At 72.2% G+C, this 22,422-nt stretch carries 16 protein-coding genes; 8 read left to right on the top strand and 8 right to left on the bottom strand.

The genetic code is table 11. The features are described 5' to 3' along the window. Positions 1 to 5: 5 nt before the first annotated feature. The 3 genes from ACTVZO_RS21860 to ACTVZO_RS21850 are packed head-to-tail and all read right to left on the bottom strand — an operon-like array spanning position 6 to position 2,780. On the bottom strand, positions 6 to 917 hold the full coding sequence (locus ACTVZO_RS21860) for an ABC transporter ATP-binding protein (RefSeq protein ID WP_443299993.1): 912 nt from the start codon (positions 915 to 917) through the stop codon (positions 6 to 8). Next, positions 914 to 1,801 carry an ABC transporter permease gene (locus tag ACTVZO_RS21855; RefSeq protein ID WP_443299992.1) on the bottom strand — a complete coding sequence of 296 codons (888 nt, stop codon included), beginning with the start codon at positions 1,799 to 1,801 and terminating at the stop codon, positions 914 to 916. Before ACTVZO_RS21855 ends, ACTVZO_RS21860 begins: the two co-directional genes overlap by 4 nt. After that, entirely contained in the window at positions 1,791 to 2,780 is a 990-nt protein-coding gene (locus tag ACTVZO_RS21850; protein ID WP_443299991.1) for an ABC transporter ATP-binding protein, read from the bottom strand. The genes ACTVZO_RS21855 and ACTVZO_RS21850 overlap by 11 nt, the downstream gene beginning before the upstream one ends. Positions 2,781 to 2,997: 217 nt before the next feature. Between ACTVZO_RS21850 and ACTVZO_RS21845 the strand changes: the two genes are divergently transcribed. The 4 genes from ACTVZO_RS21845 to ACTVZO_RS21830 are packed head-to-tail and all read left to right on the top strand — an operon-like array spanning position 2,998 to position 7,445. Further along, positions 2,998 to 3,825: a M24 family metallopeptidase gene (locus ACTVZO_RS21845; RefSeq protein WP_443299990.1), complete on the top strand. Its 828-nt coding sequence runs from the start codon at positions 2,998 to 3,000 to the stop codon at positions 3,823 to 3,825. Continuing rightward, a complete protein-coding gene (locus ACTVZO_RS21840) occupies positions 3,822 to 5,612 on the top strand; it encodes an SDR family oxidoreductase (protein WP_443299989.1) in 1,791 nt (596 codons plus the stop codon). The genes ACTVZO_RS21845 and ACTVZO_RS21840 overlap by 4 nt, the downstream gene beginning before the upstream one ends. After that, positions 5,609 to 6,514: a metal-dependent hydrolase gene (locus ACTVZO_RS21835; protein WP_443299988.1), complete on the top strand. Its 906-nt coding sequence runs from the start codon at positions 5,609 to 5,611 to the stop codon at positions 6,512 to 6,514. The genes ACTVZO_RS21840 and ACTVZO_RS21835 overlap by 4 nt, the downstream gene beginning before the upstream one ends. Positions 6,515 to 6,524: 10 nt before the next feature. After that, entirely contained in the window at positions 6,525 to 7,445 is a 921-nt protein-coding gene (locus ACTVZO_RS21830; RefSeq protein WP_443299987.1) for a MerR family transcriptional regulator, read from the top strand. Positions 7,446 to 7,556: 111 nt separating this feature from the next. Here the strand turns inward: ACTVZO_RS21830 and ACTVZO_RS21825 are convergent, their stop codons facing one another. Then, positions 7,557 to 8,336, bottom strand: coding sequence for an aquaporin (locus tag ACTVZO_RS21825; protein ID WP_443299986.1), 780 nt, complete (start codon positions 8,334 to 8,336; stop codon positions 7,557 to 7,559). 134 nt (positions 8,337 to 8,470) lie between these two features. Between ACTVZO_RS21825 and ACTVZO_RS21820 the strand changes: the two genes are divergently transcribed. From ACTVZO_RS21820 to ACTVZO_RS21810, 3 genes are all read left to right on the top strand, one after another. After that, complete coding sequence (locus ACTVZO_RS21820; protein WP_443299985.1) at positions 8,471 to 9,010, top strand: RNA 2'-phosphotransferase; 540 nt, start codon at positions 8,471 to 8,473, stop codon at positions 9,008 to 9,010. A gap of 156 nt (positions 9,011 to 9,166) precedes the next feature. After that, entirely contained in the window at positions 9,167 to 10,999 is a 1,833-nt protein-coding gene (locus tag ACTVZO_RS21815; RefSeq protein ID WP_443299984.1) for an HSP90 family protein, read from the top strand. Beyond that, complete coding sequence (locus ACTVZO_RS21810) at positions 10,996 to 13,992, top strand: tetratricopeptide repeat protein (RefSeq protein WP_443299983.1); 2,997 nt, start codon at positions 10,996 to 10,998, stop codon at positions 13,990 to 13,992. Before ACTVZO_RS21815 ends, ACTVZO_RS21810 begins: the two co-directional genes overlap by 4 nt. Before the next feature lie 69 nt (positions 13,993 to 14,061). Here ACTVZO_RS21810 and ACTVZO_RS21805 read toward each other — a convergent pair whose 3' ends face one another. Further along, entirely contained in the window at positions 14,062 to 14,967 is a 906-nt protein-coding gene (locus ACTVZO_RS21805) for an LLM class flavin-dependent oxidoreductase (protein ID WP_443299982.1), read from the bottom strand. Positions 14,968 to 15,091: 124 nt separating this feature from the next. Here ACTVZO_RS21805 and ACTVZO_RS21800 point away from each other — a divergent pair, with 124 nt between their 5' ends. Beyond that, positions 15,092 to 15,979, top strand: coding sequence for a Cof-type HAD-IIB family hydrolase (locus ACTVZO_RS21800; RefSeq protein WP_443299981.1), 888 nt, complete (start codon positions 15,092 to 15,094; stop codon positions 15,977 to 15,979). A 17-nt stretch (positions 15,980 to 15,996) separates the two neighbouring features. Here ACTVZO_RS21800 and ACTVZO_RS21795 read toward each other — a convergent pair whose 3' ends face one another. From ACTVZO_RS21795 to cydB, 3 genes are all read right to left on the bottom strand, one after another. After that, positions 15,997 to 17,733, bottom strand: a complete 1,737-nt coding sequence (locus ACTVZO_RS21795) for a sensor histidine kinase (protein ID WP_443299980.1) — start codon at positions 17,731 to 17,733, stop codon at positions 15,997 to 15,999. 24 nt (positions 17,734 to 17,757) lie between these two features. After that, positions 17,758 to 21,330 carry a thiol reductant ABC exporter subunit CydD gene (gene cydD / locus ACTVZO_RS21790; RefSeq protein WP_443299979.1) on the bottom strand — a complete coding sequence of 1,191 codons (3,573 nt, stop codon included), beginning with the start codon at positions 21,328 to 21,330 and terminating at the stop codon, positions 17,758 to 17,760. Positions 21,331 to 21,404: 74 nt separating this feature from the next. Continuing rightward, entirely contained in the window at positions 21,405 to 22,406 is a 1,002-nt protein-coding gene (gene cydB, locus ACTVZO_RS21785) for a cytochrome d ubiquinol oxidase subunit II (protein ID WP_443299978.1), read from the bottom strand. Positions 22,407 to 22,422: the final 16 nt, after the last annotated feature.

Raw genomic sequence — 22,422 nt, 5'->3', positions numbered from 1 at the left:
CTCCTTCAGGCCGCGACGAGGTAGGAGAAGACCGACTCGAGGGACTCGTCGGAAGGCGAGACCGTCAGCAGCCGGATGCCGTGCGCGCGGGCGACCCGCGGCAGCAGCTCGGTGAAGCGCCCGAAGTCGACGGCCTGGATGCGCAGGGCGCCTTCCTTCAGGTCGACCTCGATACCGGCCGTGGACGGGTCGGCGATCAGGGCCGCGGCGAGGGCCCGGTCGTCGGAGGAGCGGACGAGGTAGCGGTGCGGGCGGTCCGTCATCAGGCGGCGGATCTTGCGGAAGTCGCCGGAGGCGGCGTGCCGGCCGGCGACGACCACCTCGATGTGGGAAGCCAGTTGCTCGACCTCCTCCAGGATGTGGGAGGAGAACAGCACGGTGCGCCCGGCGTCGCCCATCCGCCGCAGCAGGTCCATCAGCTGCATGCGCTGGCGCGGGTCCATGCCGTTGAACGGCTCGTCGAGGAGGAGTACGGACGGGTCGTGGACCAGCGCGGAGGCCATCTTCACGCGCTGGCGCATGCCCTTGGAGTACGTGGAGATCTTGCGGTCCTGGGCGTGCTCCATCTCCACGGTGGCCAGGGCCCGCTGGGCGTCGGCGTCGCCGAGCCCGTGCAGCTCGGCATTGGCGATGACGAACTCGCGGCCGGTGAGGAAGTCGTACATGGCCTCGCGCTCGGGCACGACACCGATCTGCTTGTAGACCTGTTCGTTGCGCCAGATCTGCGTGCCGTCGAGGGTGACGGTGCCCGTGGAGGGGGCGAGGAAGCCGCCCATCATGTTGATGAGGGTGGACTTGCCGGCGCCGTTGGGGCCGAGGAGGCCGGTGACGCCGGGACCGATGCGCATGGTCACGTCGTTGACGGCGACGACGTTCCCGAACCAGCGGGAGGTGTGGTCGATGTCGATGATGGTCACAGCCCGGCCTTCCGGTAGCGGGCCATCAGGGCGGCGTAGGAGCCGGCGATGAGGCCGAGGACGACGAGCAGGTAGACGACGCCGGTCGCGGCAGAGGGGCCGTCACCACCGGGGAAGGCGGTGGTCGCGCCGAGGAAGGCCGTCTGGACCCCGTCGATCAGGGTGATGGGGGAGAACAGGCCCATCCAGTCGATGGCCCCGGTGTTCCCGGTGCTGTAGGCGATGCCCTGGACGGCGGTCACGGCGCCGTACGGGATCAGGAGCACGGCGATGATCGCGGCGACGCCGAACCCGCGGCGGGGGGTGAGCGCGGCCATGACGAGGCCGAGACCCGCGAAGAGCAGCGACAGCAGCAGTACCGACACCAGTCCCTGCCCGAATCCCTTGGTCTGGTCACCGAAGTCGAACTTCGCCAGCAGCGAGCCGATCCACATGATCAGCAGCGGGGTGGCGGTGAGGATGAACAGGGCCGAGGCCATGGCCGCGAACTTGGCCACGACGTAGTCGACCCGCTCGATGGGCCTCGAGAAGTAAAGCGGAACGGTCTTGAAGCGCAGGTCCCGGGAGACCGACTGGGGCGCCTGGGAGGCGAGGTAGAGACCGATGACCACCTGGGTGGTAAGGGCGTACGTCGTGTACTTGATCGGCAGTTCGGTGGAGCCCGGGACGGCGATGGCCACCGCGACGAGGATCAGCGCGGGAACGCACATCACCGCGAAGAGGATCATCGGCAGCACCTTGGACTTGGCCGACCGGCCGAGTCCGTAGGCGCCGCGCAGGGACTGCGAGAACAGCGACTTGCGGGCGTAGGCGCGGCCGAGCCGGGGGCCGTCGTAGGACCGGTAGCCGATGTTGTGGATCTGGGTCGAGGTGTCAGGCGCCATCGGAACCGGCTCCCTTCTGGTGGATGGACCGCGCGGGCTGATCGCTGTCGCGGAAGACCTCTGCGATGTGGTGGCGGCGCTGCTCCATGCGGACCAGGCCGATGCCGAGGTCGGCGACGGTGTCGCGGACCGTGTCGTACGTGTCCTCGCCCGTGGCCTCCACCAGGAGGATGTGGCCGGCGCCGGGCAGGCCCTGCTCCTCGCCCACGTGCAGGACGATCCCCGCCTCGGTGAGCGCCTTGCGCAGGGCGGCGGTGCCGTCCGGGTGCGCGTCGGAGTCGGTGACCTCGACCGCGAGGGTCGTGGTGATCTGGGTGAAGTCGCTGGTGGAGCTGGAGCGCAGCAGCTTGCCGCCGTCGACGACCACGACGTGGTCGCAGGTCCGCTCCAGCTCTCCCAGGAGGTGGGAGGTGACCAGGACGGAGATGCCGAAGTCGGTGTAGACCCGGCGGATCAGGCCGAGCATCTCGTCGCGGCCGACCGGGTCGAGACCGTTGGTGGGCTCGTCGAGGAGGACCAGCTGGGGGTCGTGGACGAGCGCCTGGGCCAGCTTGACGCGCTGCTTCATGCCCGTGGAGTAGCCGCCGATCGGGCGGTAGCGCTCCTCGTAGAGCCCCACGTGACGCAGGGTGTCGGCGGTGCGTTCCCGCGCCGCGGTGGGCGGGAGCCCGGACATGCGGGCCATGTGGACGACGAACTCGGTGGCCGAGACGTCGGGTGGCAGGCAGTCGTGCTCGGGCATGTAGCCGACGCGTTCACGGATGGCACTGCCATGCGTGGTGACGTCGAGGCCGAGCACGGCGGCGCTGCCCTCGGTGGCGGGGGACAGTCCCAGCAGGATCTTGATCAGCGTGGACTTGCCGGCTCCGTTGGCACCCACGAGGCCGGTCACACCAGGCCCGATGTCCAGGGAGAGCCGGTCGAGGGCGGTCACTCGGGGGTACCGCTTGCTCAGGCTTTCGGTCGCGATGACAGTCACGGCTTCGACGTTAGTGGCGCGGCTCCCGCGATACGTCAGACCTTGAGCTGGATCCCGTCTCAGCCTTCAGGCGTACATACCCGTACTGGAGGCTGATGTGGACCGGACAACTTTGTCCACAGGTCTGTGCACGACCCTTGACGTGACCTCCGGTCATTGTCACATTCATCAGTGTCAACTTACGGACACGTACGGCGACCGAGACGGGTGCTGAGCCATGGCAGGGGACGATTTTCGAGGGTTCAGGGAAGTGCAGCGCCTCTCCTACGAGTGCGCGGAGACCGTCGCCGCGCAGCTGCGCCCCGGGATGACCGAGCGCGAGGCCGCGCGGATGCAGCGGGACTGGCTTCGCGAGCGCGGCGTGCGCGACTGGTTCCACCTGCCCTTCGCCTGGTTCGGCGACCGCACCGCCTTCGCGAACTTCCGGATCCCGCTGCAGTTCTTCCCGACGAACCGGAAGCTGGAGCCGGGGATGCCCTTCATCCTCGACATGGCTCCGGTCTACAAGGGGTACGCGGCGGACATCGGGTACTCGGGCAGCCTCGGGCTCAATCCGGTGCAGGACAGGCTCATGTCCGATCTGCGGGCGCACCGCACCCTGATCCTGGAGCAGGTGCGGGAGCGCCGCTCCCTGCGCGAGATCTACGAGAACGTCGAGCGGCTCATGACCCGGCAGGGGTACGCCAACCGGCACCGCGCCTATCCCTTCGGCGTGATCGCGCACAAGATCGACCGGGTCAAGGAGCGGCGCTGGTCCCCGACGGCGTTCGGTTTCGGCACCCAGTCCCTGAAGGGGCTGGCCTCCGACGCCCTGCACGGGCACCGTGAGGGATGGTCCCCGCTGTGGAGCCCGTACCGGTTCTCCGACCATCCGCCGCAGCCCGGCCTGTGGGCGGTGGAGCCGCATCTGGGTTTCCGGGGCACCGGTGCGAAGTTCGAGGAGATCCTGGTCGTCACCGACTCCCGGGACCCCGGGGAGAGCGCGTTCTGGCTGGACGACGATCTGCCGCACGTGCGGCGCTGGGCTGAGGAGAGGGCGGCATGAGCGGCATGAACGGGACGGGTACGGCGGGTCCGGCGGGCGCGCGCGAGCGCTGGGTGAGCACCGGCGGGGTGGAGCTGTGCGTGGCCGAACTCGGCGACGCCGAGCAGCCCACGGTGGTGCTGGTCCACGGCTACCCGGACAGCAAGGAGGTCTGGTCGGAGGTCGCCGAGCGGCTGGCCGCGCGCTTCCACGTGGTGCTCTACGACGTACGCGGCCACGGGCGTTCGACCGCACCGCAGCCGCTGCGCGGGGGCTTCACCCTGGAGAAGCTGACCGACGACTTCCTGGCGGTGGCCGACGCGGTCAGCCCGGACCGGCCCGTGCACCTGGTCGGCCACGACTGGGGGTCCGTACAGGGCTGGGAGTTCGCCACCGTCGCCCGTACCGAGGGCCGGATCGCCTCCTTCACCTCGATGTCGGGCCCTTCCCTCGACCACTTCGGGCACTGGATCAAGAAGCGGATGGCCCGGCCCACCCCGCGCCGGGCGGCGCAGCTGCTGGGCCAGGGCGCCAAGTCCTGGTACGTGTACATGCTGCACACGCCCGTGCTGCCGGAGCTCGCCTGGCGCGGGCCCCTCGGCAAGCGCTGGCCGGCGATGCTCGAACGGCTGGAGAACGTGCCGGCCGGCCCCTACCCGACGGCCTCGCTGCCCTCGGACGCGGCGCACGGCGCCTGGCTCTACCGGGACAACGTGCGCCCGCGGCTGCGCCGGCCCCGCCCGGACGCGTACGCCCACGTACCGGTGCAGCTGATCACCCCGACCGGGGACGCCTTCCTGTCCGAGCGGCTCTACGACGACCTGGACGGCTGGGCCCCGGATCTGGTGCGCCGCACGCTGCCCGCCAAGCACTGGGTGCCCCGGACCAGGCCCGACCAGCTGGCGACGTGGATCACCGAGTTCGTCACGGCCCGGGAGGAGCCCGCCACGCGGTCGCCGGAGCAGAAGGCCCCGGTGAAGTACGCCGACCGCTTCGGCGGCCAGCTGGTCCTGGTGACCGGTGCGGCCAGCGGCATCGGCCGGGCCACCGCCTTCGCGTTCGCCGAGGCCGGGGCGCGGGTGGTGGCCGTGGACCGGGACGCCGAGGGCGCGGCGCGCACGGCGGACATGGCCCGCCTCGTCGGTGCCCCCGAGGCCTGGGGGGAGTGTGCGGACGTCAGCGACGAGCAGGCCATGGAGAAGCTCGCGGCGAAGGTGGCCGCGGAGTACGGGATCGTGGACGTCCTGGTCAACAACGCCGGGATCGGCCTGTCCGGGGCCTTCCTCGACACCAGCTCCGAGGACTGGAAGAAGGTCCTCGACGTCAACCTGTGGGGCGTCATCCACGGCTGCCGGATCTTCGGACGGCAGATGGCCGAGCGCGGCCAGGGCGGACACATCGTCAACACCGCCTCCGCCGCCGCCTACCTGCCCTCCCGGACCCTGCCCGCCTACAGCACGTCCAAGGCCGCGGTGCTGATGCTGTCGGAGTGCCTGCGCGCCGAACTGGCGTCGAAGTCGATCGGCGTCTCCGCCATCTGCCCCGGCATCGTCAACACCAACATCACCGCCACCTCGCGCTTCGCCGGGGTGGACGAGACCGAGGAGAAGCGCCGTCAGGAACGCTCCTCGCGGCTGTACGGGCTGCGCAACTTCCCGCCGGAGAAGGTCGCCGACGCGATCCTGCGGGCCGTGGTGCGCAACGAGGCCGTGGTGCCGGTGACTCCCGAGTCCAAGGGCGCCCTGTGGATGTCCCGCTTCGCCCCTCGCACCCTGCGGCGCATCGCGAGGATAGAGCCCCGGCTGTGACCGGGACCGGGTATGTGATCAGCCCCCGCCGGGTGGCCTTCGACTGGCGGTCCACACCGCTGCACTGGATACCCCGCGAGCCCACCGCCACCCACGTCATCAACGTGCTGCACCTGCTGCTGCCCGCCGGGGAGCGGTGGTTCGTCAAGGTCTTCAAGGAGGCCCTGCCGCTGGTCACCGACCCCGAGCTGCGCAAGGACGTCAAGGGGTTCATGGGCCAGGAGGCCACGCACAGCGTGCAGCACGCCTTCGTACTGGACCACCTCGCCCGGCAGCGGCTGGCGACGGAGGCCTACACGCGGCACGTGGACTTCCTCTTCGAGAAGCTGCTCGGGGAGAGCCCGCCGTTCGGGGCGCCGGTCACGGCGCAGGAGTGGCTGCGCTTCCGGCTCGCGCTGGTCGCCGCCATCGAGCAGTTCACCGCGGTCCTCGGGGACTGGGTGCTGCGCGCCGACGGACTGGACCGGGCGGGCGCGGACGCGGTCATGCTGGATCTGCTGCGCTGGCACGGTGCGGAGGAGGTGGAGCACCGCTCGGTCGCCTTCGACATGTACCAGCACTGCGGCGGAACGGGCCTGCCCCGCTACGCGCGGCGCGTCGAGGGCATGGTCGTGGTCGCGCCCGTACTGGCGGGGCTGTGGGTGTGGGGGGCTTCGTACCTCATGCGCAACGACCCCGAAGCGGGCGGCCGGCCGCGCTATTCGCTGCGCGGGCACAACCGGGCGGTGGCCAAGGGCCTGCTGCCCACGTGGAGAGAGCTCGGCACGGCCATACCCCGCTACTTCCGGCGGTCGTACCATCCCTCGCAGGAGGGCTCGCTGCGCAGGGCGGTCGAGTACCTCGCGGCCTCACCCGCCGCCCGGGCCGCGGCGGGCGCGGTCGGCAGAGCCGCGATGTCGTAGGGAGCCGGGATTGTCCGATCAGGCGGTGGCCGAGTACCGGATCGAGGATCTGGCGCACCACAGCGGAGCGACGGTGCGCACGATCCGCGCGTACCAGGACCGGGGTCTGCTGCCGAAACCGGAGCGGCGGGGCCGCTCCAACGTCTACCGGGACACGCATCTGGCGCGGCTGCGGCAGATCGCGGACCTGCTGGACCGCGGCTACACCCTGGCCTCCATCAAGGAGCTGCTGGAGGCCTGGGACGCCGGGCGCGGGCTGGGCGGTGTACTCGGGCTGGTGGCCGAGGTGCACGGGCCGTGGACCGACGAGGAGGCGGCCCGCATCAGCCGGGAGGAGCTGAACGAGCGCTTCGGCGGCCGGCCCGACGACGACGCGGTGGACGAGGCGTGCGAGCTGGGAGTGCTGGAGCGCGTCCCGGGCCGCCCGGACCAGTTCCTGGTGCCTTCGCCGCAGGAGCTGACCGTGGCCGCCGAGCTGTACGCGGCCGGGGTGCCGCTGTCGGCCATCACCGGGCACCTGCGGGAGCTGCGCGGGCAGGTGGAGCACATCGCCTCGCGGTTCCTGGAGTTCACCACCGAGCACGTCTTCGCGCGCTACCTCGGACAGGTGCCCCCGACCGACACGGACGCGGCGGAGGCGGCGACGATGGTGCGGCGGCTGCGGCCGCTGGCGCAGCAGACCGTGGACGCGGAGCTGGCCCGGGCCATGCGGCTGTTCGCGACCCGGCACCTGCAGCGGCACCTGGGGGCGGGCGGGTCGCCTCAGCCGTCGGGTCCCTCCCCGGTGGCCCTCCCGGCCGGGACGGTCCGTGCGGTGCAGGACCTGGTCGGCGCCGACCACGTGGCGGAGTTCGTCCGGGCCGCGACGGAGCGGGAGCTCCAGGCCCGGACGATGAACGATCTGGCGCGCCGGGCCGGACCCGGACAGTAGTCCACAGGGCGGATCACGAGTCCACAGGGCGGATCGCTCCTTTGCCGCCAAAACCGGCCCAAACGGCTGTGGACAACTCCTGTTTGCCTGTGGGCAACGGGGGTTGGGAGGTCAGCCGATGGTCTCGTACGCGGCCTTGGTGACGGTCGCGTCGTCCACCGGGCCGGGCTCGGCCAGGGTCTCCACCGGCACCGGCTGCTTCGCGGACCGGGTGGTCCCGTACAGCAGGGCGGCGAGTGCCAGACCGAGGATCCCCCCGATCAGCTGGGCGAGGACGAAGCCGGGCAGTGACTGCGGTGCTATGCCGGTGAAGGAGTCGCTGAAGCTGCGCCCGATGGTGCCGGCGGGGTTGGCGAAGGAGCCGGAGGAGGCGAACCAGATCGCCGCGGCGATGTACGCGGCGACGGCGGCCGGTATGAGCCCGGAGCGTCCGATGCGGCCGAGGCCCTGGATGACGAGGACGAGCCCGGCGGTGGCGACGACCTCGCCGACGAGCAGGTGTCCGCCGTCGCGGACCTGGGTGGCGAAGGCGCCCGGGGCGCGGCCGAACATGGCTTCCGCGAGGACCGCCCCGCCGATCGCTCCGGCCGTCTGGGCCACGGCGTAGGTCAGCGCCTCCCGGCCGGCGAGCCCCTCCCCGCCGGTACGCCGGGACCACCAGGCGGTGAGGGTGACCACCGGGTTGAGGTGGGCACCGGACAGCGGCCCGAAGAGCGTGATGATCAGCCCGAGGCCGATGGCGGAGGCGACCGAGTTGGCGAGGAGGGCGACACCCGTGTCGCGGCTGAGCTCGGCGGCCTGTATTCCGGAGCCGATCACGACCACGAGCAGTCCTGCCGTCCCGATCAGTTCGGCAGCCGCACGGCGTGGCAGAGAGGTATGGGCTGTCATGGTTTCTCCCCCTGGGCAGAAGTGGCAGCGGAAAATGTATTCCGTATCTTGGAATAGCGGTAGAGGGTGTCCACGGCTGCCGGCACCCCGGAAAATCCCTGCCGACGGGGCCTCCGACCGGGCACGCTGGGGCCATGGACGACAAACGCACCGTGAAGGTGTCCAAATACGTCTCGAAACACCTGCGGCATCAGCCGGAACGGATCGGACTGGTGCTCGACCCCCACGGCTGGGTGGAGATCGAGGACCTGCTGCGCGCGGCCAAGGCCCACGGCTTCGCCTTCAGCCGCGCCGAGCTCGATCACGTCGTGGCCGCCAACGACAAGCAGCGGTTCGCCGTCGACGGCACCCGGATCCGGGCCAGCCAGGGCCACACGGTGGCCGTGGACCTCGGTCTTCCGGAAGCCGAACCGCCCTCGTACCTCTACCACGGCACCGTCGCCGCCGCCCTGGAGGCGATCCGTGCCGAGGGCCTGCGCCCGATGGCCCGCCACCACGTGCACCTGTCCCCCGACCGGGAGACCGCGACCCGCGTCGGCGCACGGCGCGGCCGGCCCGTGGTGCTCAGCGTGGACGCCGGGGCGATGCGCGCCGCCGGGCACGTGTTCCGGTTCAGCGCCAACGGGGTGTGGCTGGTGGACGCCGTACCGCCGCAGTTCCTGCGCTTCCAGTAGCCCGTCCCCGGACCACCCCTCCGCAGCGCTCTCCCGACGGGAATTCACGCGGAGATTGTCGGACCATCCCCCTAATCTGTTGCCCACTCCGGGATCCGTGAGGGGGGAACCTCGCGATCGCCGAACCATCCCGTTACGCACGCGAGGTGACGCCCCATGACGTCCACGCCCCATTCCTTCCAAGTCGACCTGCGCGGCTTGGTCGACCTGCTCTCCCACCACCTCTACTCCAGCCCGCGCGTCTACGTCCGCGAGCTGCTGCAGAACGCCGTGGACGCCGTCACCGCCCGCCAGAGCCTCGACCCGCAGGCCGCCGTCCACATCCGGCTGACCGCCTCCGGCGGCCGGGTGACCATCGAGGACAGCGGCATCGGCCTGACCGCCGCCGAGGCCCACTCCCTGCTCGCCACCATCGGCCGCAGTTCCAAGCGCGGCGGGGAGCACGGACTGGAAGCGGCCCGGCGGGAGTTCCTCGGCCAGTTCGGCATCGGCCTGCTCGCCTGCTTCGTCGTGGCCCGCCAGATCCGCGTCGTCACCCGCTCCGCCCGTGACCCCCGGGCCCTGCCCGTCGAATGGCTGGCCACGGACGACGGTTCGTACACCTTGCGCGAACTGCCCCACGAGGCACGACCGGAGCCGGGTACCACCGTCGTCCTCGAGGCCCGCCCGGGAGCCGGCGAGTGGACCGTGCCGGCCAAGGTGGAGCAACTGGCCCGCGACTACGGCTCCCTGCTGCCGTACGACGTCACCTTCGACGACGGCGAGGGCGGCGAGCCGCGTCCCGTCACCGACCGTCCCGCCGTCTGGGACCGGCCCTTCCCCACCCCGGCCGCCCGGCGCGTCGCGCTCGCCGGCCACTGCGCGGAGCTCTTCGGCTTCACCCCGCTCGACAGCATCGACCTCGACCTGCCGGTCGCCGGGGTGCGCGGGGTGGCGTACGTCCTGCCCGAGCCGACCAGCCCCGCCCACCGGGCCGGCCACCGCGTCCACCTCAAGGGCATGCTGCTGACCGACCGTGCCGACAACCTGCTCCCGGACTGGGCGTTCTTCGTCCGCGCCGTCCTCGACACGGACACGCTGCGGCCGACCGCCTCCCGCGAGAACCTGTACGACGACGAGACCCTGGCCGCCGTACGGGACGCCCTCGGCGGCCGCGTCCGGGGCTGGCTGGCCGAGCTCGCCGCGAGCGACCCGGAGCGGCTCGCCGCCTTCCTCGGCGTCCACCACCTCGGGGTGAAGTCCATGGCCCGGCACGACCCCGAGCTGCTCGGCCTGATGCTGCCCTGGCTGCCGTTCGAAACCAGCGACGGACCGATGAGCCTGGAACAGTTCGCGGCCGCCCACACCGACGTCCACTTCACGCGCACCGTCGAGGAGTTCCGCCAGATAGCACCGATCGCCGCGGCCCACGGCCTCGGCGTCATCAACGCCGGCTACACCTACGACGCGGACCTGCTGGCCATGCTGCCTTCCGTACGGCCCGAACTGAAGGTCACCGAACTGGACGCCGGAGCCGTCACCGAGCGGCTCGACCCGGTGCCCACGGCGGCCGAACTGGCACTCGCGCCCTTCCTCGCCACCGCCCGTACCCGCCTGCACCCGCAGGGCTGCGACGTGGTGCTGCGCGCCTTCCAGCCCGTCTCCGTCCCGGCGCTCTACCTCGACGACCGGCAGGCACGGCAGGAGCGGGACCGGACCGCCGCCCTGGAGAGCGCCGACTCCCTGTGGAGCGGCATCCTGGGCGCGCTGCGCGGCTCCGCGCCCCGCGCCCGCCTCGTCCTCAACCACAACAACCCGCTCGTCCGGCGGATCTCCGCGCTCCCCGACGAGGCGCTGACCGGCACCGCCGTCGAATCGCTCTACGGGCAGGCCCTGCTGATGTCCCAGCGGCCGCTGCGTCCCGCCGACTCCACCCTGCTCAACCGGGCCTTCCTCGGGCTCCTGGAATGGGCGACCCACTTCACCGAGGACCCGGAGGACCAGAAGTGACGAACCCGACGCGCCGGGAGATAGAGCAGGGGCTGGTGGAGAACCGCGAATCCCCGGGCGGCGCCGCGCGCAACGCGCACGCGGAGGCCCTGGTCGCAGCGGCCGAGGCGAGCGGCGACCGCGCGCTGTTCCGGGAGACCCTGGACAACCTGATCAACGCCTACCTGTGGAGCTCCGAGTCCTCGAAGCTGCTGGTGCCCTTCGCCCGGCTGCTCCAGGAGTACGACAAGGACCCCGGCGCCTTTTCCGAAGGGGACGCCCACTCGCTGTTCTGGCAGTTCAAGTGGGTGGCCGGAGCCATCGCCGACTCCCCCGGAGTGCCCCTGGAGTCGGCCACCGGCTGGCTGGACGAGATGGAGCGGCGGTACAGGATCGCGGGCTACAGCGAGCGGCCCGTTCGCGAACGGGAGCTGTGGCTCGCCGACGCGACCGGTGACGACGCGCGGGCCCAGCAGGCCTTCGAGCGCTGGCTGGCGGCCGAGCGCGACGACATGAGCGACTGCCGCGCCTGCGAGCTCAACGGGCAGGGCCAGTACGCCGTGCGGTCCGGGGACGACGCCCAGGCGCTGGAGATCTGGGCGCCGGTGCTGGCAGGTGAGGAGACCTGCGCCGAGGAGCCGCACCGGGTGCTGGCCACCTCCCTGCTGCCGCTCCTGCGCCTCGGCCGGACCGATGAGGCCCGCTCGAACCACGTACGCGGCTACCGCCTGGCGCGCGGCAACGACAGCCTGCTGCCGTCGGTCGCCAGGCACATCGAGTTCTGCGCGCTGACCGGGAACGAGTCGCGCGGCCTGGAGATCCTGGCCGAACACGCCTCGCACGTCGGGCCGCTCGCCAACGCCGACGACCAGCTGGCCTTCCACGGCGGCATCCTCGTGCTGCTGCGCCGGCTGCGGGAGCTGGGGCACGGACAGAGCCCGGCCGTGCCGTACGACGGCACCCCGCACACCGTCGCCGAGCTGTACGAGGTGATGCACACGGGCGCGCTCGGCATCGCCCGGCAGTTCGACGCGCGCAACGGGACCAGCCGGGTCTCGGACCGGTTCCTGGCCCGGATCGGGCGGGAGCCGCTGGTCGAGCACCTGCCGCTCGGGGTGCGCAGCGCGGCGCTCAGCCGGCCCGCGGGCTCGGTCGCGCCCGCCGCATCCTCCACGTCCTCGGCGTCCTCGCCGGTGGCGGCGGCCACCGCGTTCGCCGAGCTGGTGGAGCGTGCCCGGCAGGCGCGTGACCTGGGGCATCCGGGCGCCGACGCGCTGTGGGCGGAGGTGGCCGTACGAGTCGGCGCGGAGCCGGATCCCGACCCGCTGGTCTCGGCCGACGTGGCCGACCATCGTGCGCTGACCGCTGCGAAGCGGGGCGCCGCGGAGGCGCCGGAGCTGCTGACGGCGGTGCGCGACGGCTACCGGGCACTCGGCCGGGCGGACCGGGCGGCGCCGGCCGAGCTGCGGCTCGCGAGCGTGGCCGCCCAGTCCGGGTCCGCGCCCGCGGAGATCCGGAGGCTGCTCGCGGTGGCCCTGGAGGCCGCGGAGTCGCTGGACGCCTCGGATCCGCTGCGGATCCGGCGGATCGCGCTCGCGGAACTGGCCTCGATCCGCGTGGAGTCGTACCTGCGCTCGGCCGAGGCCACCGGTGACGAGGAGCACGGGCACGGTCATGCCGAGCTGGCGGCCGAGCTGACCGCGTTCACCGCCGCCCACGGGGGCACGCTCGCGGACCTCGCGGCGGAGGCCGAGGAGATGCTGGGGCGGATCGCGCTGTCGCAGGGCGACCCGGAGCGGGCCGTGGCCCTGCTGGGGGCCGCCGCGGTACGGGCGGTCGCGGCGGACCGGCCCTGGCAGGCGGTCGACGCCCTGGTGCTGCGGGCCGGGGTGCTGATGCGGCTGGACCGGCCCGAGGAGGCGGAGCAGGCGGCGCGCTCCGCGCTGGAGCATGCCGCCGAGGTGACCGACGGCGAGACGCAGGGCGTCCTGCGGCTGACCCTCGCGGACATCCTGCTGCGACAGGGTGAGGCGGCGGAGGCCGCGGCGCACGCGCTGGCCGGGGCCCACTGGTTCGACCTGGCCGGCCTCGCCGCCGACGGCGGGGCCCAGGTCCGGCTGGTCCTGGCCCGGGCGTACGCACAGGGCGGGCGGGCCGCCGAGGCGGCGGAGGTGCTGCAGTCGGCGCTGCCGGATCTGCTGGAGCACGGCGAGGAGCAGGCCGTGTCCGCCCGGGAGTTCCTGGGGGACCTGCTGCGACTGCTGAACGAGTTCCGGGCGGCGGCGGAGCAGTTCCTGCTGGCGGCGGAGACGGCCAAGGACTGGGAGGATCCCCGGCCACAGGCCGGCCTCGCCCAGTCGGCGGCCGACACGCTGTCCGACGCGGGCCTGGCCACGGAGGCGGTCGCCGCCTACGAACGGGCCCTGGAGCTGCACCGTCTGACGGGGGAGGCGCCGATCGCCGAGGCCCGGATCCTGCGCTCCCTGGCCTGGCTGGGGCTGCGCGAGTCGGTCACCGACGCGTCAGTATCGCGGGCCCGGGCCCTGATGGCGGAGGCGGTCGGGGTACTGGAGGCCGCCCTGACGGCGGAGCCCGGAGCCGCGCAGCTGCGGTCCGAACTGGCCCAGACCTGGCACCAGCTGGCGCAGGTCCTCGACCGGAGGGTCAGCGCACAGACGAACCGCTTCGACGAGGACGAGGACGAGTACGCAGACGAGGACGCTGAGGCGCTCGCGACGCTGAGCGAGACGGAGGTCGAGGCGCTGCGTCTGGAGGAGATCGACCTCTGGGACCGGGCCGCCTCGGTCTACGCGGAGCTCGGCCCGGACCATCTGCGGGACCGGTTCCAGTGTCTGAACAACGCCGCGTGGACGGAGCAGGAGCGGGGCCGGGCGGATGCGGGAGCCGCCCGCGTCTCCGCACTGATCGACGAGGTCAAGGCATTGCCCGAGGGCGCGGTACCCGAGTGGCTCCTGCCCTCCGCCGAGCGGCTGCTCGAGCAGCTGACGGGCTGAGCCGACTGCCGCCGGCCCCGCGGTCGTCGCCGCCCCCACCGAGGGTGGCGACGACCGCGGGTCGGGAGATCAGCCCTTCAGCTGGGCCGGAGCCTCCAGGGCGATCTTCTCGAAGACCGCCTCGTCGGCGGCGAAATCGGAGTCCGGGATCGGCGCGTGGATCACCAGCTCGGTGAAGCCCAGCTCGAGGTGGCGGCCCGCGAAGTCGACGAACGCGTCCACGGACTCCAGCATGGTGTTCCGTTCGGGGGTGAAGCCAGTCAGGAGGATCTTCTCCATCGGCGCGAACTCCCGCCCGATCTCCTCGAACGCCGCCTCCAGCCGTCCGAACTGGCCACGCAGTGCCTCCAGCGACTGATCGGGTGTGCCCTCCTCGAAGAGCTTCGGGTCACCCGTGGTCACCCAGGCCTGCCCGTGCCGGGCGGCAAGGCGCAGGCCCCGCGGGCCCGTGGCGGCGACCGCGAACGGCAGACGCGGCCGCTGGACACAGCCGGGGATGTTGCGGGCCTCCACGGCGGAGTAGAAGGTGCCCTGCGAGTTCACCGCGCTCTCGGTCAGCAGCCTGTCCAGAAGCGGTACGAACTCGCCGAAGCGGTCGGCCCGCTCGCGGGGGCTCCAGGACTCCTGTCCCAGCGCGGTGGCGTCGAAGCCGTTGCCGCCCGCTCCGATACCGAGCGTGACGCGCCCGCCGGAGACGTCGTCCAGGGTGATGAGCTCCTTGGCGAGGGTCACGGGGTGGCGGAAGTTCGGGGAGGTGACCAGCGTGCCCAGGCGCAGCCGCTCGGTGGCCCCGGCCGCAGCCGTCAGGGTCGGCACCGCTCCGAACCAGGGCCCTTCCCGGAAGCTCCGCCAAGACAGGTGGTCATAGGTGTACGCGGTGTGGAACCCGAGCCGTTCCGCCCGGACCCACTGGTCGCGCCCCCCTTCGTTCCATCGACGTACCGGAAGGATCACCGTGCTCAGACGCAGACTCATGCGTTCGAGACTACGACCGTCCCGATGTTTCACGTGAAACACGTCCGCCGAACCCCGTGTTTCACGTGAAACATCGGGGGCCCGGGACGGTACCGCCCCACCGTGGTCCGGCCGGTCCCGGGCGATGGGCGAAGATGGGGCGGTGACCTCGGCTCCCCAGTGCCCGGACGGGCCAACCCCCGCCCCCCGGCTCATCGCCACCGACCTCGACGGCACCCTGCTGCGCGACGACAAGTCCGTCTCGCTGCGCACCGTCGCCGCTCTCGCCGCCGCCGAGGAGGCCGGGATCGAGGTCTTCTTTGTCACCGGACGGCCCGCCCGCTGGATGGACGTGGTCAGCGACCACGTCCACGGTCATGGCCTGGCGATCTGCGCGAATGGCGCAGCGGTCGTCGATCTGCACGCCGGGCGGGAATTCGTCCAGGTCAGGGCTCTTCCCCGAGCTGCCGCCATGTCCGTGGTGAAGGCACTGCGCAGTGCGGCGCCGGGCACCTCGTTCGCGGTGGAGCTGACCACCGGCATCAACTACGAGCCGGCGTACCCGCCGTTCTTCCAGGACCCCGGCGCCCACCTCGCCGTCGCCGAGAAACTGCTCGACGAGGACACGGACGAGAGCGCCCCGCCCGTGCTCAAACTGCTCGCGCACCACGCCGAACTGGCCCCGGACGAGTTCCTCGCCCTGGCCCGCGAGGCCGCGGGCGAGTACGCCTCGATCACCCGCTCCAGCCCGACCGCCCTGCTGGAGATCAGCGGACAGGGCGTCTCCAAGGCGAGCACCCTGGCGCTGTGCTGCGCCGAGCGGGGCATTTCCCCCGCCGAGGTGGTCGCCTTCGGGGACATGCCGAACGATGTGGAGATGCTCAGCTGGGCCGGCACCTCCTACGCGATGGGCAACGCCCATCCGGACGTGATCGCGGCCGCGTCCGGCCGGACCACGGCCAACAACGAGGACGGGGTCGCCGTCGTCATCGAGCGCATCGTGGCCGACCGGATCGCCCAGCGCCGGCAGTAGGCCCTGGAGGAGACCGCCTAGAGCGGGGCCTCCCACACCACGGTGGTCCCGCCGCCGTCCTCGCCGATCCCCGGACCGTACGAGCTCGCGCCGCCGAGCGACTCGGCCCGCCGGCGCAGGTTCCGCAGCCCGCTGCGCCGACCGCCCTCGGGGATGCCCACCCCGTCGTCGGCGACCTCCAGACGGACACCCGGGCGTCCGTCCGCCAGCGTGATGGTGGAGTCCAGGACCACCTCGATCCGGGAGGCGTCGGCGTGCCGGAAGGCGTTGGACAGGGCCTCGCGCAGCGCGGCGATCAGGTTCTTGCCCACCAGTTCGCCGACGACCGCGTCGACCGGCCCGAGGAAGCGGTGGGCGGGCTTGAAGCCGAGCGGTACTGCGGCCATGTTGATCTCCCGGAGCACCCGCGTGCGCAGACCCGAGGGGGCCTCCGCCGGGCCCTGCTGGAGGGCGAAGATCGCCGTACGGATCTCCTGGATCGTCACGTCCAGCTCGTCCACGGCCTTGCCCACCCCGTCGCGGACCTCGGGGACGATGGACCGGCGCTGCGCGCCCTCCAGCATCATCCCGGTCGCGAACAGCCGCTGGATGACCAGGTCGTGCAGGTCCCGGGCGATGCGGTCGCGGTCCTCGAACACGGCGAGCCGTTCCCGGTCGCGCTGCGCCTCGGCCATCATCAGCGCGAGCGCCGCCTGCGAGGCGAACTGCGTGGCCAGGGTCCGCTCGGCCTCGCTGAACGGCCGTTTGCCGCGGGCCCTCGGGGTGACCAGGGCTCCCAGCACCCGGCCTCCGCTGTGCAGCGGCAGCATCATGCAGGGCCCGTACTGACTGGTCAGCTTGCTGATCATGCGCGGGTCGGAGGACGCGTCGTCCACGAAGACCGGCTCGCCCTGGAGGAGGTTGTGCACGACCGGGCTCTCGGCGGGGACCACCACTCCGAGGGAGGTGGCCGGGTTCTCGGCGGAGACGGCGACGATCTCCATGCCGCCGTCCTCGGCGGGCAGCATGACGATCCCGGCCGAGGAGTCGGCAAGCCTGCGGGCCTGCTCGGCCACCACCGCGAGGGCGTCGTCCGCGTCCCCGCCGGACAGCAGGGCGGTGGTGACGGCCACCGAGCCGTCGATCCAGCGCTCCCGCTGGGTGGCGGCCTCGTACAGCCTGGCGTTGCCGATGGCGATGCCCGCCTCGGTGGCCAGGACGCGGACCATGTGGACGTCGTAGTCGTTGAACGGGCCGCCGCCGTTCTTCTCGGCGAGGTAGAGGTTGCCGAAGATCTCTCCCTGGACGCGGATCGGGACGCCGAGGAACGTCTTCATGGTCGGGTGGTGCGGCGGGAAGCCGGCCGAGCGCGGATCCTTCGTCAGATCCTCGAGCTGGACCGTATCGGGATGCGAGATCAGCGCCCCGAGCAGGCCCCGTTTCCCGTCCGGACGGTGCCCGATCTTCCGGGCCAGCTGGGGGCTGACACCGAAGGTGACGAAGTCCGAAAGTCCCCGGCCCTCGATGTCGACGACGCCGATCGCCGCGTAGCGGGCGTCCGCGAGCTCGGCCGCGGTCTCGCAGATCCGGTCCAGCGTGGAGTGCAGTTCGAGCCCGGTACCGACCGACCTCATGGCCTCCAGCAGTTGCGGTACCCGGGCCGTGAGCTCGGTGGACAGGCCTTGCAGACTCCTGGTGGCCTGGGTGGCGGCCTCCAGCGGGTCCGGCGTACCCGGTGTTGGTTCCGGCGGTTCCTGGGACTCCTGCACTGACATGCCCTTGAGACTAGTTAGTCCCGATTAGTGGGGAAAGTCGGCATGGGGAAAGTCGGCCACCATACCGTCGGCCGCCCGTTCCCGCTCCAGCAGCTGCCGCAGCGGTCCCCCGGCAGCGGCCAGCTCGGCGTAGGCGCCCCGCTGTACGACCTCTCCGCCGTCGAGTACGAGCACTTCGTCGACCGCCTCCAGCCCGGCCAGCCGGTGCGTGATCAGCACGGTGGTGCGGCCCTCGGTCGCCGCCAGCAGGTCCGCCGTCAGCGCGTCCGCCGTGGCCAGGTCCAGATGCTCGGCCGGCTCGTCCAGCACCAGGACGGGGAAGTCCGCGAGCAGCGCGCGGGCCAGCGCCAGGCGCTGGCGCTGGCCGCCGGAGATCCGCTCGCCGTGCTCGCCGACCAGGGTGTCGAGCCCCTCCGGAAGTCCGTCGACCCACTCCAGGAGCCGCGCCGCGGCGAGCGCGTCCCGCAGCTCCTCCTCGCTCGCTCCGGTCCGGGCCAGCCGCAGGTTCTCCCGTACCGAACTGTCGAAGAGGTGCGCGTCCTGGGCACAGAGGCCCACGAGCGCGCGGACGTCGTCGCCGTCGAGCGCGCACACGTCGGTCCCGCCCAGGGTGTACGTGCCTTCGCGCGGGTCCAGGAACCGCAGCAAGACCTGCGCGAGGGTGGTCTTGCCGGAGCCCGAGGCCCCGACGACGGCGATGCGCCGGCCGGCCTCCAGGGTCAGGTCCACACCCCGCAGCGCGTCCCGTTCCTGGCCCGGGTGCCGGGCGCCGAGCCCGGTCAGCCGCAACGGGAAGGGCGAGCCCGGAGCGGCGGCGGGCTCTCGCGGCTCGGCGACCGGGGCGGGGGCGTCGATGACCTCGTAGACCCGCTCGGCGCTGCGTCGTACCCGCTGGCGGTACTGGACCGCGAGCGGAAGGCCGTTGACGGCCTCGAAGGCGGCCAGCGGGGTCAGCACGGCGACGGCCATGGCCACCCCGGACAGCCGTCCGTCGTGCACCGCGTTCGCCGCCGCGGCCGCGGCGGCCACGACGGTCAGGCCGCACACGAGGGCGGACAACCCGCCGCCCAGACCTGCGGCGGCCGCTCCGCGCGCGGCGATCCGCGTCAGGACGCCGTCGCTCTCCCGGGTCCGGACCTTGCGGTCCTCCAGCGCACCGGCGACGGTCAGCTCCGCCGTCCCGGTGAGCAGATCGGCCACCCGGGTGGCGAGCTCGCCCCGGGCGGGCGAAAGCCGGCGTTCGGCACGCCGCGCGCAGGCCCCGCTGACGAGCGGCACGCCGATGCCGGCGGCGAGCAGTCCGACGGCGAGCGCTGCTCCGGCCTCCGGCAGCAGCCAGGTGGTGAAGGCGACCGAGCCGGAGCCGACGAGCACGGCGGTCCCGACCGGCAGCAGCCAGCGCAGCCAGTAGTCCTGCAGTGCGTCGGCATCGGCGACCAGCCGGGCCAGCAGGTCCCCGCGCCGGTGCTCGCGCAGCCCGGCGGGGGCGATGCGCTCCAGCCTCCGGTACACGGAGACCCGCAGATCGGCGAGCATCCGCAGCACGGCGTCGTGCGAGACCAGCCGCTCCGCGTACCGGAAGACGGCCCGGCCCATTCCGAAAGCCCGGGTGGCCGTCACGGCCACCATCAGATACAGCACGGGAGGTTGCTCGGAGGCCCTCGAGATCAGCCAGCCGGACACGGCCATCAGCCCGACACTGCACCCCACGGCCAGCGCTCCGAGCAGCAGCCCGAGCCGGAAGCGGCCCTGCCATGCCTGGGCCACGGCCCGTACCCGGCGCAGCGGATCGCTCCCGCCCGAGTCGGCCCCGCCGACGGCGGTGCGCGCCCGTTCGGCCGGGGCGCCGAGGATCCACTCCCCGGCATCGGGCGAGGACGGGCCGAGGGCTGCGGCCGGGGAAACCGCGGCCGGGTGGGCGGCGGCTGGCCGGGGGAGCGGCCCGCGGGCGGCTCCCGCAGCGGCCATCGGCACCACGCGGTCGGCGACCGCGAGCAGCGCCGGCCGGTGCACGACCAGCAGGACGGTCCGGCCCACGGCCAGCCGCCGGACCGCGTCCACCACTCCGGCCTCGGTCTCGCCGTCCAGCGCGGCGGTCGGTTCGTCCAGCAGCAGTACGGGCCGGTCGGCCAGGAAGGCCCGGGCGAGCGCCAGCCGCTGGCGCTGTCCGGCGGACAGGCCCACACCGCCCTCGCCCAGGGCGGTGTCGACCCCACGCGGCAGCGCGGCCACGAACTCCCAGGCCCCCGCGTCCTTCAGGGCCCGGACCACGTCCTCTTCACGGGCCTGCGGGCGGGCCAGCCGTACGTTCTCCCCGATGGTCCCGGCGAACAGGTGCGGGCGCTGCGGAACCCACGCCACCCGCTCCCGCCACGCCTCCGGCGACAGCTCGGCGAGGTCCGCTCCGGCGATCCGGACCCGTCCCTCGGTCGGCGCCACGAACCCCAGCAGCACCTGGAGCAGGGTGGACTTCCCCACTCCGCTCGGGCCGGTGAGCGCCACGCACTCCCCGGGTTCGACGGTCAGCGAGACCGGCCCGGGCGAGTCCTCGCCCCGGCCCTCGTAGCGGACGGCGACCCCGTCGATCTCGATGCGCAGCGGAACGCCACCCGGCAGACCGGCCCCGCCGGCGGGCCGCGCGACGGGGGTTTCGAGGACCTCGAAGATCTCCTCCGCGGCCGCCAGTCCCTCGGCGGCCGCGTGGTACTGCGCGCCGACCTGCCGCAACGGCAGGTACGCCTCGGGCGCCAGGATCAGGATGACCAGGCCGGTGTAGAGGTCCAGCTCCCCGTGCACCAGCCGCATGCCGATGGTGACCGCCACCAGTGCCACCGACAGGGTCGCCAGCAGTTCCAGGGCGAAGGAGGAGAGGAAGGCGATGCGCAGGGTCCGCATCGTCGCGCGCCGGTAGTCGTCGGTAATCTTGCGGATGGACTCGGCCTGGGCCTTGGCCCGTCCGAAGACCTTCAGGGTCGGGAGTCCGGCCACCACGTCGAGGAAGTGCCCCGACAGGCGTGACAGCAGCCGCCACTGACGGTCCATCCGGGACTGGGTGGCCATCCCGATGAGGACCATGAACAGCGGGATCAAGGGGAGGGTGACGACGATGATCGCCGCCGACACCCAGTCCTCGGTGACGATCCGGGCGAGCACCGCCACCGGTACGACCACCGCGAGCCCCAGCTGGGGCAGGTAGCGGGAGAAGTAGTCGTCGAGCGCGTCCACGCCCCGGGTGGCCAGGGCGACCAGTGACCCGGTCCGCTGACCGTTCAGCCAGCCGGGCCCCAGATCCGCGGCCCGGTCCAGCAGCCGGCCCCGCAGTTCGGACTTGACCGCTGCCCCGGCGCGGTGCGCGGCCAGCTCCGTCAGCCAGGTGACGAGTCCGCGTCCCAGGGCCACCGCCGCGAGCAGCAGCAGTGGGGTCCGGAGCGCGGCGCCGCCCAGATCCTCCTCGAAGGCACCGACCACGATCTCGGCGATCAGCATCGCCTGACCGACGACCAGCCCCGCCCCGGCGAGGCCCAGGGCCACCACCGCGGCCAGGAAGAGGCGGGTGGAACGGGCGTACCGAAGCAGGCGTGCGTCGATCGGTTTCACGTGAAACATCCCCCAGGCAGGGTCAATCGGTCAGGCAAGAGGGTCTGGGCGGCGATGCCGCGGCGCTCGGGAGCTCAGTGCGCGTCGACGATGTGCTGCGTTCCGATCCGCTTGCGGAACACCCAGTAGGTCCAGCCCTGGTAGAGCAGGACCAGCGGCGTGGCCACTCCCGCGCACCAGGTCATGATCTTCAGGGTGTACGGGCTGGACGAGGCGTTGGTGACCGTGAGGCTCCAGGCTTCGTCCAGCGAGGACGGCATGACGTTGGGGAACAGCGTCAGGAAGAGCATCGCGACGGCTGCCGCGATGGTGACCCCGGACAGGGCGAACGCCCAGCCCTCGCGGCCCGCCCGGTTGAAGCCCAGGGCACCCAGGAGGGCGAGCACCGCGACCGCCATGGCGACCAGGCTCTTGGCGTCGCCGCGCGAGAGCTGGGTCCAGACCAGGAAGACCAGGGCCAGCACCGCGGTGACCGCACCCAGCCGGATCGCCAGCCTGCGCGAGCGGTCCCGGATGTCACCGACCGTCTTGAGCGAGGTGAAGACCGCGCCGTGGAAGGTGAACAGGGTGAGGGTGACCAGGCCGCCCAGGATCGAGTAGACGTTGAGGAGGTCGAAGAAGGTCCCGACGTACTCCTTGTTCTGATCGATCTTCACACCGCGGACGATGTTGGCGAAGGCCACACCCCACAGGAACGCGGGAATCAGCGAGGTCCAGAAGATCGCGTGTTCCCAGTTGGTCTGCCACTTGTCCTCGGGGCGCTTGTGCCGGTACTCGAACGCCACCCCTCGGATGATCAGGCAGACCAGGATGATCAGCAGGGGCAGGTAGAACCCGGAGAAGAGGGTGGCGTACCAGTCGGGGAACGCGGCGAAGGTCGCGCCGCCCGCGGTGAGCAGCCAGACCTCGTTGCCGTCCCAGACGGGTCCGATCGTGTTGATCAGGACCCGCTTCTCCGTACGGTCGCGGGCGAGCAGCTTGGTCAGGACGCCGACTCCGAAGTCGAAGCCCTCCAGGAAGAAGTAGCCGATCCACAGGACGGCGATGAGCACGAACCAGACGTCGTGGAGTTGCATCGTGCGGTCTCCTCAG

The organism is Streptomyces sp. IBSNAI002 (assembly GCF_052244475.1).
Classification (GTDB): domain Bacteria; phylum Actinomycetota; class Actinomycetes; order Streptomycetales; family Streptomycetaceae; genus Streptomyces.
The sequence above is the reverse complement of the archived record's forward strand: the minus strand, read 5'-3'. Positions and strand labels throughout refer to the sequence as shown.

Excerpts from the sequence above, each read along its gene's own strand:
- ACTVZO_RS21855 (WP_443299992.1), bottom strand. The coding sequence starts at position 1,801 with ATGGCGCCTGACACCTCGACCCAGATCCACAACATCGGCTACCGGTCC.
- ACTVZO_RS21845 (WP_443299990.1), top strand. The coding sequence starts at position 2,998 with ATGGCAGGGGACGATTTTCGAGGGTTCAGGGAAGTGCAGCGCCTCTCC.
- ACTVZO_RS21840 (WP_443299989.1), top strand. The coding sequence starts at position 3,822 with ATGAGCGGCATGAACGGGACGGGTACGGCGGGTCCGGCGGGCGCGCGC.
- ACTVZO_RS21825 (WP_443299986.1), bottom strand. The coding sequence starts at position 8,336 with ATGACAGCCCATACCTCTCTGCCACGCCGTGCGGCTGCCGAACTGATC.
- ACTVZO_RS21820 (WP_443299985.1), top strand. The coding sequence starts at position 8,471 with ATGGACGACAAACGCACCGTGAAGGTGTCCAAATACGTCTCGAAACAC.
- ACTVZO_RS21815 (WP_443299984.1), top strand. The coding sequence starts at position 9,167 with ATGACGTCCACGCCCCATTCCTTCCAAGTCGACCTGCGCGGCTTGGTC.
- ACTVZO_RS21805 (WP_443299982.1), bottom strand. The coding sequence starts at position 14,967 with ATGAGTCTGCGTCTGAGCACGGTGATCCTTCCGGTACGTCGATGGAAC.
- ACTVZO_RS21800 (WP_443299981.1), top strand. The coding sequence starts at position 15,092 with ATGGGCGAAGATGGGGCGGTGACCTCGGCTCCCCAGTGCCCGGACGGG.
- ACTVZO_RS21795 (WP_443299980.1), bottom strand. The coding sequence starts at position 17,733 with ATGTCAGTGCAGGAGTCCCAGGAACCGCCGGAACCAACACCGGGTACG.
- cydB (WP_443299978.1), bottom strand. The coding sequence starts at position 22,406 with ATGCAACTCCACGACGTCTGGTTCGTGCTCATCGCCGTCCTGTGGATC.